The 15,559-nt window shown below is 32.6% G+C and carries 10 protein-coding genes; 3 read left to right on the plus strand and 7 right to left on the minus strand.

What is annotated here, in order from left to right; all coding sequences use genetic code 11:
• The first annotated feature begins 131 nt into the window (after positions 1 to 131).
• Positions 132 to 1,142 carry a TlpA family protein disulfide reductase gene (locus C1H87_RS01425; RefSeq protein ID WP_102754110.1) on the plus strand — a complete coding sequence of 337 codons (1,011 nt, stop codon included), beginning with the start codon at positions 132 to 134 and terminating at the stop codon, positions 1,140 to 1,142.
• A gap of 239 nt (positions 1,143 to 1,381) precedes the next feature.
• On the opposite strand, the gene C1H87_RS01430 is transcribed toward C1H87_RS01425, so the two are convergent.
• The 7 genes from C1H87_RS01430 to C1H87_RS01460 all read right to left on the minus strand — a co-directional run bounded on the left by C1H87_RS01430 (position 1,382) and on the right by C1H87_RS01460 (position 11,099).
• The gene (locus C1H87_RS01430; RefSeq protein WP_102754111.1) at positions 1,382 to 2,395 is read right to left on the minus strand and encodes a hypothetical protein; all 1,014 of its coding nucleotides are present in this window, start codon (positions 2,393 to 2,395) and stop codon (positions 1,382 to 1,384) included.
• A 314-nt stretch (positions 2,396 to 2,709) separates the two neighbouring features.
• Complete coding sequence (locus C1H87_RS01435; protein ID WP_102754112.1) at positions 2,710 to 3,741, minus strand: hypothetical protein; 1,032 nt, start codon at positions 3,739 to 3,741, stop codon at positions 2,710 to 2,712.
• A gap of 83 nt (positions 3,742 to 3,824) precedes the next feature.
• A complete protein-coding gene (locus C1H87_RS01440; RefSeq protein ID WP_102754113.1) occupies positions 3,825 to 6,338 on the minus strand; it encodes a TonB-dependent receptor in 2,514 nt (837 codons plus the stop codon).
• Positions 6,339 to 7,265 (minus strand): FecR family protein, encoded by a 927-nt coding sequence (locus C1H87_RS01445; protein ID WP_102754114.1) that lies wholly within the window; start codon positions 7,263 to 7,265, stop codon positions 6,339 to 6,341.
• A gap of 52 nt (positions 7,266 to 7,317) precedes the next feature.
• On the minus strand, positions 7,318 to 7,854 hold the full coding sequence (locus C1H87_RS01450) for an RNA polymerase sigma factor (RefSeq protein WP_102754115.1): 537 nt from the start codon (positions 7,852 to 7,854) through the stop codon (positions 7,318 to 7,320).
• Between the two features lie 269 nt (positions 7,855 to 8,123).
• Positions 8,124 to 9,686, minus strand: a complete 1,563-nt coding sequence (locus C1H87_RS01455) for an NAD(P)H-hydrate dehydratase (RefSeq protein ID WP_102754116.1) — start codon at positions 9,684 to 9,686, stop codon at positions 8,124 to 8,126.
• Positions 9,687 to 9,815: 129 nt separating this feature from the next.
• Positions 9,816 to 11,099: a T9SS type A sorting domain-containing protein gene (locus C1H87_RS01460; RefSeq protein ID WP_102754117.1), complete on the minus strand. Its 1,284-nt coding sequence runs from the start codon at positions 11,097 to 11,099 to the stop codon at positions 9,816 to 9,818.
• A 964-nt stretch (positions 11,100 to 12,063) separates the two neighbouring features.
• On the opposite strand from C1H87_RS01460, the gene thrA reads away from it, so the two are divergent.
• On the plus strand, positions 12,064 to 14,508 hold the full coding sequence (gene thrA / locus C1H87_RS01465; RefSeq protein ID WP_102754118.1) for a bifunctional aspartate kinase/homoserine dehydrogenase I: 2,445 nt from the start codon (positions 12,064 to 12,066) through the stop codon (positions 14,506 to 14,508).
• Between the two features lie 93 nt (positions 14,509 to 14,601).
• Complete coding sequence (locus C1H87_RS01470) at positions 14,602 to 15,528, plus strand: homoserine kinase (RefSeq protein WP_102754119.1); 927 nt, start codon at positions 14,602 to 14,604, stop codon at positions 15,526 to 15,528.
• The last annotated feature ends 31 nt before the right edge of the window (positions 15,529 to 15,559 follow it).

The raw sequence follows: 15,559 nt of genomic DNA on the forward strand, positions 1-15,559 counted from the left end.
GTGGAAATTCCCACTTGCTTAGATTCCATTATTCCTTAGCTTTATATAGCCCTAGAATACCTAACAAAATGTTAATAATTATCAACCTTCTATATAAAAGCTTAATTTTGAATTAATAATAAACCAAAAACATGAAAAAAATACTCTTTTTAGCTCTTACTACAGCTTTTATAGCTTGTGAGGACGCCCCTAAGGACTATGCAACTTTATCTGGTAAAATTACTGATAAAAACAGTGATTCCTTAGTAGTTAGAACACGTACATATTCAAAAACCATTAAAGTTAATGAAGATGGTACCTTTAGCGATACCTTAAAAGTAGCTGCGGGTGTGTATAATATTTATGATGGAACAGAAGCTACTAATATGTTTCTTAAAAACGGATTTGACATCAATATTACTTTAGATACTAAGAGATTTGATGAAACTGTTAAATATACTGGTGTTGGTGCCGAAACAAGTAATTATCTGGCAAAAAAGGCTTTAATGCAGGAAGAAATGTTTACATCTGCTTTATTCGATTTGGAAGAAGAAGCATTTAAAAACAAAGTGACTGAAATTGAAACAAAACTATCTGAGTTTATAGAAGCCAATAAAACTATCGATTCTGCAATTTATGCTAGTGAAAAAGCAGGCTTGGAAAAACTTAACGAAGGTCTTTTAGGAGCTTATAGCCAACAAAAACAGCGTACTACTCAAATGTCTGAGTTTATAGGTAAGCCTTCTCCTGAATTTGTTGATTACGAAAACCATAAAGGAGGCACAACATCGTTGGCAGACTTAAAAGGAAAATACGTTTATATTGATGTATGGGCCACTTGGTGCGGACCTTGTAAAAAGGAAATTCCTTCGCTAAAAAAGGTTGAAAAGCAATACCACGGAAAAAACATCGAGTTTGTTAGTATTTCTATAGATACTCCAAAAGACCATGGTAAATGGAAAGAAATGGTTAACGATAAAGCCTTAGGGGGCGTACAATTATTTGCCGATAACAACTGGAAATCGCAATTTGTACAAGACTATAAAATTCAAGGGATTCCTCGTTTTATTCTTATAGATCCGGCTGGAAACATTGTTAATGCAGATGCACCAAGACCTTCTAGTCCGAAGTTAATTGAATTATTTACTTCTTTAGAGATATAATCTAAGTAAAAGAAGCTATTATAAAACAAAAGAGAGATTGACTAAAAAGTTTTAGAATTGTCATTTTGAGTTCAGCCGAAAAATCTCAATATCTTAATAAACAGAGATTCCCTGCCGGCCGGCAGGCAGGTTCACTTCGTTCTGAATGACACTACTTTTCAGTCAGCCTCTTTTTTTAGTAAACAAATTAATGAATAACCAACTTACTTACTAATTTTTCTTTTTCATAGGTGTTGTTTTTACCAATCATCGTTGATATTCTTGCAATAAGACGCTGTGTTCCTTAAGACCTCTTCAAGTTTTTCATAAGATTCCACTACTATTTCTTCATCGTTCAAAGTAACCAGAGTAATCGGAAAATTAAGTGTAGTATTATCCACATTATTGGTTAATTCATCCAGATCTGCGTCATTTGCAACAGTAACAAGTACAATTTCATCTGTTTGAATATTTACCCTATTTGCTGTAAAAGGGTATTTAAAATTAATACAGTCGCCATATCCCCCTTTTAAAGCACAGTTTTCAAAATAATTCTTAATTTCGTTAGCTCCATATGCAAAAGAAGAGGTTCCGCCCGGTGATGTAAATCTTACCTGATTAATTCTTAATTGATCCATAGTAAACTCAGTATTGTTTATCTCATTATATGCTGACAGAGCATTTTTTACGGCCCATATACCTTCACTAATAGGTATTCCATTTTTACTTATATAGATGTGTTCCAATCCGTCTGGTACGAAATATCTAATTAGTCCCGAGCAATTGAAATTAACATCAGACACTGTTAGCATTTCTGCTTCACGTTCAATTTCATCAAATTTAAAACTGCAGTCTTCTAAATATTCAGCAATACTTTTTTTATTAAGAACTATACCTATATCATTATTGGAAATATAAAATATCCTAAAGTCGTCTTTAGTAAATTGTATTTCAGTTTCGTTATAAGCTGCTTTCAATGCGGAAGAAATAGCTCGGTTAGCCAGAACTTTCGGTAAAAATGTTAAAATCTTGGGAGCCGGATAAAAATCTCCTTGGTTATTTAAAAAATAACCTACAATATGTACGTCTTCGCAATTAAAGTTAATACGATTGTAATCATTCTTTGTTAATGTTGTAAACTCCATAAGAAATCTTAAATCTGTTGATATCTTGTTATCTTCTTTTATCTCTTCCGTAGTTTCGTCAGACTGACAAGCCTGTAGGGTTCCTAAAAATAATGCTACAATAAGTAGTGTTTTAAAAAAATATTTCATGTTTATATTATTGGGGTTTGTTATTATGAAAACGATCGTGAATAATAAAACCCTCTTGTATTTTAAAAATTAGTGTATTGTGCTAAAAACCAATATTTAATAACATATTCGGAGTAGAATACAATCCATATTCATTAAAAAAGAAAAAAATATCATAGATGAAATATTGAGTTCGTTACACCTCTATAGCAAAAATCCAATGAAACAAGTTCCATTGGATTTTTTAGTCACTTAACATAAATAAAGCAATCAAATAATGTTTTTACAATAATCGGTAATTATCATTCAAAGCGTTTTTAGCTTTTTTATTAAGGCTACCATTCATCAGTACAATAAAAAGATGAGTTATCCAAGGCGTTTTTAAGTTCATCATTAGATGTTACTATAACGTCGTCACCATTTAATGTTTCTAAAGTTATAGGATAAGTAATTGTTAAGTTTTCATTACCCCCCTTTTTAAGATTCTGAATTAAGTCTTTATCACTGGTAACGGTTATAGGTATAATTTCTTCAGTTTGAAGATTTATTCTATTAAATACAAATGGATATTTAAAATTTATACAATCATTCATTTCCTTTGGTCTGTCCAAAGCACAATTTTCAGAATAATTTATTATTTGCTCCCCTCCTAATGCTCGGGATTCTGTTTGTCCTGGTGATATAAAATCAACCTGATTTATTCTTAGTTGATCAATGGTATACTGTGTATTTTTAGCTTCATTATACGTTTGTAAAGCCTGCATAACAGCGGAAACGCCACTGCTTAATGGTATATTATCTGCTATAAAGCTATTATCTAATCCTTCTATATAATACCTTGCAGATCCGAGGCAATTATAATTAATATCAGATACTTTAGCAGCTGGTTCATACTCAGGGAAAAATTTTATATCTCCATCAAAACGACAGTCTTCAAAAAAGTCAATAAAATTCTTTCTGCTGTTTATCAATCCAGGACCAGGGTTATTATTAGAACCTAAAGCGGCTACATACATTATGCGGAAATCGTCTTTAGTAAATATAACCCCGGTATCTGCGTAAATTTGTTTTAGTGAGGTAGACATTGATTCGTCGCTCCAAAATGGTATTTTAATAGTAGGGCCAAGAGAATAATCCCCTTGGCTATTTAAAAAATAGCTAATGATAGTTACATTGTCTTGACATTCAAAATTTATTAGGTTATAATCACTTACATAAGATGCCGTAAAAATTATGCTGTCCAACAAATCGGGTGAAATTTTATCTGCAGCAGATATAGTTTCTGTACTCGTTTCTCCAGACGAACAAGATTGTAAAACTCCTAAAAATAGAGCTATAAAAAACAGTGTTCTTAAAAAGTATTTCATGCTATTAATTATGTTTTAGGTTTAATTACTATAGATACAATTCCAAATAAAAACCTCTGCATTTTTTCAAACTATATAATCCATTAAAATTTAATATTTAATGACACATTTGGAGTAAACTCCAATCCATATTTATCTAAAATTTCTATATGTTCTTTGTCTTCGGTTAAAGTATAATACCGATTAAGAACATTTTTCTTGTTGGCTATATTAATTAAACCAACGGTTAGTTTATAATCAACTCTTTTTGATATATCAAAATCATAACTCAATGTAGCGTCAAACCTTAGATAATTCGATAACCGCTCGGTGTTTGGTTCATTATAATTAATGACATTAAACTCTCCTTTTATAATTGGTAATTGCTCGTTAATTGAAGTAAAAGGTTTTCCAGTAGCATACTCCATTCCCAAAGAAAAATTGAATAATTTATACTTAACATTTACTCCGGAAATAAGATTGTGCCTAATATCATTATTGTTATAAAACTGAGAAGGGTTATAGTCTTTAAACTTGTATCTATTAGTACCGTAATTATAACTTAACCACGTGTTTAAAGTATGACTTTTATAGTTATAATGAAATGTACATCCTTGAACGGTATAAGATCCAAAAAGGTTATCGAATTGGTTGAGATTCTGAAAACCTTGATTATAAGTAGTAATGCCTTCTACTGTTTTGGTATAAATACTAGCATTAAGCATATGCCTTCTTTTTTTAAAACCAAAGGCCAACTCCAACTGTTTACTTTTTTGTAAAGGAGCTTTAACATTGTTGGCAAGAATCCATCTGCGTTTTTCTATCCCCAGAAAGTTATTCTCCAAATTAATAATCTGTGAAATATTTTGTGTTTTCCTTTCTCCTCTAACCTGAATATCGATTTCTGGTATGGGGTTATATGTAAAATAAAACCGAGGCTCTGCTTGAAAGTCTTCTATAAGTTCATAATAAACATTTCTTAGTTCTACACCTGTATTTATTTTGTTTTTAACGTAATGAAGGCCACTAAATACTCCAAAAATATTACTCTGCTGTGTTGTATGAGTTTGATAAAACTGGTTAAAGTTATTAATATCGTCTTTTACAGTTAAATGCTCTTGGGATATACCAGCTTCATAAGCAATTCCTGATTTATTTATCTTTGAATGGTATTTTACAGTCGTCTCGTAATTTCTAATACTATTACTTTGAAAGCTTGAAATATCTCTAGACAGCAAAAAATTTCCGCCTTTTAGCTTATATTTTGAATAATTAATACTAGTTTCAATTATAGACTTATTGGAAAACCTATGCAACCAATTAAAACCTAAAGCTGTGTTTTCTTGTGTTAACCTACTTTCCTTACTTGTTGTATGCAGACCTGTTTCTTCATAAGATAAATTATTAGCTAACACCAATACATTTAATCCGATAGTGTTGGATTTGTTAATTACCAATTTATATTGTAATTGCGAATCGTGAAAATCGAAAGTGTTATCTGTACTAATAATGTTTTCTTTTGATGTAGTGTATGTGGTAACGTTTGAAGATTGAAAAGCTTTTCTAGCATAATTTATATACGTTGGAGAGTCCCACAAATCTGTAAGCGATTTTCTTGTTGAAAGTAGCAATTCGGATTTTTTATTTAAAGGAACTTTAATATAACCATCTACACTTAAAAAATTAATACCAATACCTCCTTTTATTCTTTTTGAAAACGCATTTTCATGTTCCAAACTAATAACACTACTTGTACTGTTTCCATACTTGGCTGGCGTGGCATTATCATATAGGGTAATTGTTGATAGTAAGTTTTCGTTAAAAGCAGAGATTAATCCAAAAAAGTGGCTATTTTGATAGATTTTTATACCATTCCACACAAACAAATTTTGATCCTGTGTACTGCCCTTTACAATTAAATCTGAAATAGATTCACTATTACTGGAAACCTGAGGTAAGTTTTCTAAATTCTTAATAACATCATGAGATGTTAACCCAGCCAAAGCCGCTACTTCTTTAGTTTTAATTAAAAAAGCACCATCTTTTTTCTTATAAGTTCCTGTAGAAAAGAAAGGATAAATAAACAGTTCATCTAACCCTCTAAGCAGTTTAGTTAAAAAAACTTTATTAGCCTTTAGTTTACTAATATCTATACTTTGTTTACCATAATTTAAATGTGATATTAAGATTTTTTCGGGAATAACATTTTCAAAAAACACTTGTCCTTCTTTATTTGTAACCCAGGTTTTATGGTTATTCAAATCTGTAATTAGCAAATGCTCTAAAGGCATATTGTCTTCCTTGTCATAAAAATATAAGGTATCCTTTTTTAAAGGCTTTACAACAATTTTATTTGGAGTAACAAGTATAAAAGAAAACATAAACTCTCTCTTTAAATATTCTAAATGAGCTTTTAAGGAAGCTTTTTCATTATAAAAACAATCTTTACATAATTGGTTTTTTAGTAATGCAGATTCATAATTAAAAGAGACATTAAAGAAACTTTCAATTCTTTTTAAATGTGTTTCAAGTAAAATGGTATTGTTTTGGGCAAAGCAGCATGTTGATAAAAGGGAAAATATAGCCAACATATATGCTACACGGGTTTCTTTTATCATCTACATTTCATTCAAATAAATACGTTTCCCTTTTTTTGTATACTTTAAGTTTAATGATTGGCATAAAACGTTTAAAACGTCTTCCAAAGTATCGTTATAATTATACTTTCCTGTGTATTCCAAGTTTATGTTTAAATTACTGTTCATAATAAATTCTATATCATATTGTATACTTATATCTGAAACTACCTGATCTATTGGTGCATTTTCAAAAACAGAAATCCCTTCAATCCAATAGGGCTTTTCGTTAATAGCATGTCCTTGCTGACTGTTCTTTTCCAACACTTTCGAATTAAAAAAGCTGTTTGCTTTTAAAATCGTTTCTTTCCCTTTATGCATAACAGATACAGTACCTTCGTAACAATACACTTCAAAAAAATCCTGACGCTGCTTTACATTAAACTTTGTTCCTAAAACGGTTACAGTACCATATGGTGTTTTAACCGTGAACGTCTTGCCTTTTGCAACTTCAAAATACCCTTCTCCTTTTAAATCTATGGCTCTCGATGTTTTCCAATCTTTGTTATAAGCCAATTCCGATTTTGCATTTAGCCACACTTTAGAAGCATCTGGAAGCGCAATTTGAACGGATTCTCCTGCCAGCGTATTATATTCGAGATTGTTTCTCATTCCCAAAAAATACACCGAGACAAACAGCAATAATGATGCCGCTGCTGCTATAGGAAGCCATTTTTTATACAATGGAATAACTTTTTTATGTTCTATAGAAGGCTTTAAACGAGCTGAATCTAACTTTCGTAAAACCTTGTCTTCATCATAATTCACACCTTTAACACCGTCAAATAATTCAATAATATCCTTAAATTCAGAATAGGCGTCTGATGCTTTTAAGGCTTCCTTCTCTTCTACCGAAGAAAATTCAAAATCCAAAAACTTTGTTATGCTATTAATTTTATTCTTTTCCATATTATGGTCTAGTAGTTATGTATGTAACGTTTCAAATTAAAAAAACCCGCTGCTAAAATCGTTTTTTACTTATTTGCAGTTCTTCTTGTAAAAACACCAAGGCATTGAAAATCCTTTTTTCTACCGATTTTACAGTAACATCCATGATTTCTGCTATCTCTTTATATTTCTTTTTATCTACTCTATTAAGTAAAAAAGGAACCCTATACTTTTCTGGCATAGCATTAAGAACATGATTGAGCTGTTTATGAAATTCCTTTTCTTCTAAAATATATTCTGGCGTTTCTTTTTCTATAACATTCGTAGTATTGTCTTTATACTTTAGAGCACTATTATTGCTTCTAAAAATATCTATTATTCTATTTTTAGAAACTGTATATAAATAGGCTCTCACATTCTTTAGGGGTACGTTTCCACAATTCTTCCACAATTTAAGGAAGGCATCCTGTATAACATCTTCTGCAAGTTCCTTGTCTCCATAGTGGTACACCAAAAAGTTAAAAACTTCTTTTGAGTGTTTTTTAAAGGCTACATTATAGTTGTGTTCTTCACAAATAGAATCTTTAGATGAGTAAACATCGCAATTCATTAATCTTAATATTTTTTAGGTTCTTTAGTATAACGTGACAGATATAAAAAACCCTCCTGCCTAACCCTCTTTTTTTTGAAAAAAAATTCAGTAATAAAACTCTTAAAATTAACTGTCTTAGAAACAAGACTTTGGAAGTATACTTTGGGAGTTCACAATATAAAGTGGATGGTTGAGGTGATTTTGGGGTAATTTATATAAAATCCCTTTATGGTTATCGCTCTAAGCTGAAGTGACCATAAAGGGAACTAATTCCTAATAGGTTAAACCTATTTCGCTTCTTGTTCTTTCGTTTCCGTTTCTGCTTCAGGCGGTTGTTCTGGTTGCTTAAATAAATCAATAAAGGCTTCTCCTAAATAATCTATAACATGGCTGGCTATTAAACTTTGATAGCCAAAATCTTCAACTGCAATATCTGCCGACCTTCCATGCAAATACACACCAAATACAGTAGCTTCCAAGGTATTATACCCTTGAGATATTAATCCTGTAATAATACCTGTTAATACATCGCCGCTTCCCGCTGTAGATAAGCCGGGGTTTCCTGTTGTATTAACATAAAGTTTTTCTCCTAATACTGTTATGGTATTTGCGCCTTTAATTACAACAATACAATTGTGTTTTTTCGAAAAGGCCTTTGCTTTTTTTAACTTATCAAAATCATCTTTCCAAGCACCAATTAGGCGTTCCAACTCTTTAGGGTGAGGTGTTAAAATTGTTTCTGCTGGCAGTAATTTTAGTAACGCTTTCTTTTTGGCCAACATATTAATTCCATCGGCATCAACTACCAAAGGCGTTTTATTTGTCTTTAAAAAGGCTTCAAAAGCATTTATGGTTTTAGTATGGGTTCCAGCTCCAATACCAAAGCTTACAACAGTAGGTTCTATATCTATTTTAAGATCTGTAATCTGTTCCTCATCAGCATCTGTTATAACCATAGCTTCTGGAAAAGACGTTTGTAAAGGCAAATATCCACATTTAGGAACATAGGCTGTAACCAAACCAGATCCAGCAGATAAAGCCGCCCTACTTGCTAAAGTTACCGCTCCTATTTTTCCATAGCTCCCTCCTACTATAAGACTATGACCAAATTGCCCTTTATGCGAGAATTTGTCTCGCGGTTTATATATTGGTAACACTTCGTGCTTTCCAATTAATTCCACCTCTGTTTGGGTCGTGTATAAGAACTCTTGATCCAAACCTATATCTAACACCTCCCATTGTACGGTATGTTTAGCCGTATCTGGTAAAAAGAAAACCAGCTTAGGGGATGCAAAGCTTAAAGTATACCCAGCCCAAACCGCACTATTTTCATCTTCAGGGACTTTATCGGTACTTAAACCCGAAGGAATATCTATAGACAAAGTAAATGCCTTTGTGCTTCTAAAATGCCCAAATAACGCTTTTACCCAATCGTCTACCGGCCTGTTTAATCCAATACCAAAAACAGCATCAACAATAATATCATCTTGGTGAATTTCTGGAAAATCTTCGGTGCAACTTAAAAGTGTTGGCCAATCCTTTGTAACATTCTTAATCCTATCATAGTTAATTAAAAAATCTTTGGACCGCTTATCACTGCAATTAACAACATATGTTTTAACATTATACCCATCTAAAATTAAATGTCTGGCCAGCACCAATCCATCGCCACCATTATTACCAATACCACAAAATATATGAATGGGAACCTGTGCTCCTTGCATACGCATATGGATCCAATTAAATATTTGCATCCCGGCACGCTCCATTAAATCTGTTGAAGATATTTTTTGACGTTCGGATGTTAGTTTATCTCCTTGATATATTTGTTCTTTAGAAAATAGTTTCATGAATAATGTACGCTTTTATAGAAAATAAAGCCCCAATTTAGGCAATAAAAAAATCCTTAGCTAGATTTTAGCCAAGGATTTCTCTACATATCCCTAAATCACTATAAATTAGCGATATAAAATCAACCTCTATTCTTTAATAAATTTAATTACTTCAAGATTTTCTAATTTTAAAAGATATATTCCTTTAGATAAAGATTTAATGTCTATTTTATTTTTATTTACTGTAGTTCCCTTCAACACTTCTCTTCCAAGCATGGTATAAATGGCATAACCTTTAAGCTCGGTTTCACTTGAAAGACGAATAAAATTAGTTGATGGATTTGGATATACTTTAATTTTAGCTTTTGAATCTATATTATTATCAGATAAAACACTAGTATCTATTGTACTTAAGTCCCCATACGATGTGCCAATAGAGTTTGTGGCAAAAGGCCTTACATAATAAATGGTATTAGCAGACAGGCTTCCTAATGCATCATTAAAAACACCTTCTCCACTTCCCACAACAACTTTAGTATCTGAAATAGTTGGAGGGTTTACCGAAGTACTATAAACAAACCCTCTTTCTGTAACAGTAGATCCTCTATCATCTGTAACTTCTCCACTCATATCTATTTGGTTGGCAGCACTATTATGTGTAGAAGTACCAATAACAACTGGAGCCCCTTCCTCTATAATGGTAGCGCCTCCTTCAAGGTTAATAGTATAATTGTCAAAATTGGTAATTCTATGGCCGCCAAAAGCAAAGTATGAGTAAATAATCTCGGAGTTTGCCATAGCAGTATTTTGCACATTCCATGTTTTGGTTTCTGTTGGTGTCCCAGGGGTTATAAGCGTTCCATCTGCGTTAGCCGGATAAATTTTTATAGTCATGTCAAAATAGCTATTTGCTAATAAATCAATGGTTAAAACTGCTAAATACCAATCATCTGCTGAGCCGCTATTTAAAACATCACCTCCATCCCAACTACCTGAATTAGTTGTAGTTCCACTAGTAAAAATATAACCACCACCATGTACAGATATACCTAAGCCATCACTAGGAGCTGCATAAAAATTATGAGTTGCATTCGGGTTAGACGTAAAACCGATACCTCCATAGCCACTATTAAATTCACTTTTAAAATACGTTTCAAACTCATAGTGAGCACCCTCTCCCGATATAGAATATCCTTGCTTTGTTGTAAAAACTTCGTTCGTATTTCCCGAAACGTTTACAGCTCCGGTACCATCAATACCTGTATTTGTTGTTTGCGTTATAAGTAGTGAAGAACCACCTTGAGTAAATGCTGCACTTAATTGATTAGCAGAATTAAAATCAAATACATTAGTTACCTGAGCTTGCACAAGTAGCGTTGTTAAAAATAAATATGTTACCAAACATAATTTTGTACGTAATTTTGTTTTCATCTTGTAAGTTTTTTTATCTTTTATTTATTCAAATGTAAGAATTATTATTCAATAATTACATTTAAACGATAAAAAATTACATTTAAACGATAAAAATAACAATAAAGTGCAAGTAACAAGAAGAAGATGTCACTGTTTAATTTATACTAACAGGGATTAAATTAATTCTTAGCAGAGATATTTAAAATGCATCAAGAACAAAAGTTGTGTGAGAATTTGAACTAACAGTAAAAAGCCTCATAAATGATAAGTTACAGTTTGTTTTATGAATTAGCCAAAACATAGATCGGAGTAAAATGCCCTATGATTTGTAGGCGAGCGTCAAATGTTTGAAGATGTCGTTAAAAAAGAAATGCTGTTTGAGCACATGCCCGAGAAAACAAAGAGTTAGGCCAATAGGTAAGGTAATAAGATTGGCAAGTGAGAAATGGTCATCGTGCGAGTTCATTTCTTTTAGACATCGAAAACTAATTTGACCGCCGAGAATCTAAGGCTAGACTTTTTTGTTTCTTTTTTGGTCAATGCAAAAAAGATATAGATAATTTAAAATCGTATTTTGACCAAACACAACTTTTAGTCATGATCCTTTAAAATCAAAAAATATATTACCCTAAAGATTGGTTTTACAATTGACATTTTTTTAATTCAAAATCGAATAAGTCGATTATATGAAATAAAACAAGCTTCTATATTAAGAATACCACAAAAAAACCTCAAGTTGTTTTTTAATTTGGCTAAAAGTAATACTTTTGAGCTGTATATTTATAGAATATAATGAATCATTTAAACCAAAATACAGTTGTACGCATTGCTTCTTTAACAGAAGGAACAACTGCTATTTTTGGTACAACTACAATTATTACGACCCTTTGGGGTTGCTAACTATATATTCTTCAGGCTTTTCTTGTAATTTCTATAATTACAACATCAAAACATATTTTTTCAATTATCAATTCATCAAAAAATGAAAGTTTTAAAATTTGGTGGAACTTCGGTAGGTTCTGCAAAAAACATAAATAACGTCATAGACATTTTAACAGATTATTCCCAAAAAGATTCTGTTATATGTGTTGTATCTGCAGTTGGCGGCATTACAGACAAACTCCTTTTAGCTGGTAAGCTAGCTCAAAATAAAGACACAGGTTTCAAAGAAACATTTAATACGATTCGGGATATTCATTTAGAGATTATAAATGAGTTAAACCCCAGTAATGCCGATTCAATTATAACGTTTACTGAAACGAAACTAGGCGAACTAAAAAATTTATTGGATGGTATTTATTTAATCAATGAACTGTCTCCTAAAACATCAGATAAACTTGTGAGTTTCGGCGAGCTTATGTCGTCGTACATCATTTCGGAAACTATGAAAAACCGTAGTTTATCTGCCGATCGTAAAAACTCGCAGGAACTAGTCGTAACAAACTCTAATTTCACGAAGGCTGAAGTTGATTATAAGCTTACCAACAAAAACATAGTAGATTATTTTAAAACAGCAACGCAACGCGTTACTATTCTTCCTGGTTTTGTGTCAAAATCCTTAGCGGGTGAACAAACGACATTGGGTCGAGGTGGTTCAGACTTTACGGCAGCTATTGTTGCTGCTGCGTTAAAAGTGGATCAGTTAGAAATATGGACCGATGTAAGCGGTATGTTTACTACCAACCCTAAATTGGTAAAACAGGCCTATCCTATCGAGAAAATCTCATATCAGGAAGCTATGGAATTATCGCACTTTGGTGCCAAGGTTTTGTACCCACCAACGGTACAACCTGTTTTAGATCTAGATATTCCTATTCACATAAAAAACACGTTAGATCCAGAAGCTGTTGGAACTATTATTTCTAATGATGAAACCAAAGTTACTTCTCCTGTAAAAGGAATTAGCAACATAGGAAACATTGCCTTATTAACGTTAGAAGGTAGTGGTATGGTAGGTATTCCAGGGTTTTCCAAGCGTTTGTTCGAAACCTTATCGCAAGAAAAAATCAATATCATCCTAATTACACAAGCATCGTCTGAGCACTCCATTTGCTTAGGTATTGATGAAAAGGATGCTGACAATGCTAAACAAGCTATCGACGCTGCTTTCGAAAACGAAATTGCTCTAAATAAAATAAACCCTATAATAGTTGAGACCAATCTTTCAATTATAGCTTTGGTTGGTGATAATATGAAAAACCACCAAGGAATTAGCGGTAAAATGTTTAGTTCGTTAGGAAAAAACAATATTAATATTCGTGCTATTGCACAGGGGGCTTCAGAAAAAAATATCTCTGCCGTTATATCTGAAAATGATATAAAAAAGGCTTTAAACACCCTACATGAGCAATTCTTCGAAATAGAAACAAAACAACTCAATGTATTTATTACTGGTGTTGGAAATGTTGGCGAAAAACTGGTAGAACAAATAAAGCAGCAAAGCAACTACTTAAAAGAAAATTTAAAGATTAATTTACGGGTTATAGGTTTATCAAATTCCAGAACGATGGTATTTGATGAGGATGGTATCGACCTGACCAACTGGAAGGAACAACTAGCTTCGGGAGAAATTGCAACTTTAAATGGTTTCTTCGAAAAAACCAAATCGCTCAATTTACGTAATAGCATTTTTGTTGATGTTACTGCAAATAAAGATGTTGCAAATTTATATGCCGACTATTTACGTCAAAGCATTGGTGTGGTGGCTTGTAACAAAATTGCATGTTCGAGCGAATTCGAAAACTACAGTTTATTAAAACGTCTTTCGCTTAAATACAATGCACCTTATTTGTTTGAAACGAACGTTGGTGCAGGGTTACCAATTATAGATACACTTAACAATTTAATTGCTTCTGGCGATAAAATAACATCCATTCAAGCCGTACTATCTGGTAGTTTAAATTTTGTATTCAACAATTTTAACGATTCCACTAAGTTTTACGATGTCGTTAAACAAGCAGCAGCAGAAGGTTATACAGAACCAGACCCTAGAATAGATTTAAGCGGTGTAGACGTAGCTAGAAAAATATTGATCTTGGCACGCGAAAGTGGTATGGAAATGAATTTGGAAGATATTGATAATACACCATTTTTATCTGAATCGGGACTAAAAAGTGATACTGTAGATGATTTCTACCAAACTCTAATTAAAGACGAAGAACACTATCAAAGTTTATATGCTTCTGCAAAAGCGAAAAATAGCCAATTAAAATATGTGGCTCAATTAAACAATGGTAAAGCTAATGTTGGTTTACAGGAAATACCAGAAGGGCATCCGTTCTTTAACCTTGAGGGTAAAGATAATATCGTAATGTTTTACACGCAACGATACCCAGAACAGCCGATGATTATTAAGGGAGCCGGAGCTGGTGCAGAAGTAACCGCTTCAGGTCTGTTTGCAGATATTATTAGAATTGGTAATCAGTAAGGAATGTTCAGGCTCAGTTCACAGTCAAAAATCAGGTTTATTTCCTGAAAAGTTTGTCCGTTCGAGCGCAGTCGAGAACTAAGAAATTAAAAAATGAAAAACGAAATAAAAATATTTTCACCTGCAACAGTTGCCAATGTAGCTTGTGGATTTGATGTTCTAGGGTTTTGCTTAGACAATATTGGCGATGACATGGTCATTAGAAAAACTGATAAAAAAGGGATTCATATCACTAAAATTGAAGGCTTCGATTTACCTTTTGAAGCAGAATTAAATGTAGCCGGTGTTTCTGCCCTAGCCATGTACGAAGCGGCTCAACCAGATTGCGGCTTCGAAATTGAAATATACAAAAACATAAAACCTGGTAGCGGTATTGGTAGCAGTGCCGCCAGTGCCGTTGGAAGTGTTTTTGGTATGAACGAGCTTTTAGGCAGACCTTATAACAAAACAGAACTAACGCAATTCGCCATTAAAGGTGAAGCTCTGGCAAGTAAATGTGAACATGCCGATAACCTTGCCCCTGCTATTTTTGGAGGTTTTACATTGGTTAAAAGTGTGTCGCCTTTAGAAATTTTAGAAATTCCAACGCCAGAGGATTTGTATGCGACTATTATACATCCGCAAATAGAAATAAAAACATCCGAAGCCAGAGCTATACTTCCTAAAGAAGTGGCATTAGAAAATGCCATCACACAATGGGCAAATTTTGGAAGTTTAATTCATAGTTTGCACACAAGTGATTACGATTTAATACAAAAATCGTTGCACGATGTTATCGTAGAACCTCATAGAAGTAAACTAATCCCTCATTACAAAGAAGTAAAAGAAGCTGCAATACAGCATGGCGCTTTAGGCGCTGGAATATCAGGCTCAGGACCTTCTATTTTTACATTAAGCAAAGGATTAGAGAACGCTAAAAACGTAAAAGAAGCAATAAATAAGGTATATTCTGAAACAGGAATAACCTTTGAAACCCATGTAACGAAAATTAATACAGAGGGTATAAAAATATTAAATTAATAAAGTCGATACATTTGTTATTTTGAGCCAA

Origin of the sequence: Flavivirga eckloniae (genome assembly GCF_002886045.1) — a bacterium.
GTDB classification, from domain to species: Bacteria; Bacteroidota; Bacteroidia; order Flavobacteriales; family Flavobacteriaceae; genus Flavivirga; species Flavivirga eckloniae.

What these genes read in the sequence shown, in the direction of transcription:
- C1H87_RS01470 (WP_102754119.1), top strand. Translation starts at nt 14,602, where the DNA reads ATGAAAAACGAAATAAAAATATTTTCACCTGCAACAGTTGCCAATGTA.
- thrA (WP_102754118.1), top strand. Translation starts at nt 12,064, where the DNA reads ATGAAAGTTTTAAAATTTGGTGGAACTTCGGTAGGTTCTGCAAAAAAC.
- C1H87_RS01450 (WP_102754115.1), bottom strand. Translation starts at nt 7,854, where the DNA reads ATGAATTGCGATGTTTACTCATCTAAAGATTCTATTTGTGAAGAACAC.
- C1H87_RS01455 (WP_102754116.1), bottom strand. Translation starts at nt 9,686, where the DNA reads ATGAAACTATTTTCTAAAGAACAAATATATCAAGGAGATAAACTAACA.
- C1H87_RS01435 (WP_102754112.1), bottom strand. Translation starts at nt 3,741, where the DNA reads ATGAAATACTTTTTAAGAACACTGTTTTTTATAGCTCTATTTTTAGGA.
- C1H87_RS01445 (WP_102754114.1), bottom strand. Translation starts at nt 7,265, where the DNA reads ATGGAAAAGAATAAAATTAATAGCATAACAAAGTTTTTGGATTTTGAA.
- C1H87_RS01425 (WP_102754110.1), top strand. Translation starts at nt 132, where the DNA reads ATGAAAAAAATACTCTTTTTAGCTCTTACTACAGCTTTTATAGCTTGT.
- C1H87_RS01440 (WP_102754113.1), bottom strand. Translation starts at nt 6,338, where the DNA reads ATGATAAAAGAAACCCGTGTAGCATATATGTTGGCTATATTTTCCCTT.
- C1H87_RS01430 (WP_102754111.1), bottom strand. Translation starts at nt 2,395, where the DNA reads ATGAAATATTTTTTTAAAACACTACTTATTGTAGCATTATTTTTAGGA.
- C1H87_RS01460 (WP_102754117.1), bottom strand. Translation starts at nt 11,099, where the DNA reads ATGAAAACAAAATTACGTACAAAATTATGTTTGGTAACATATTTATTT.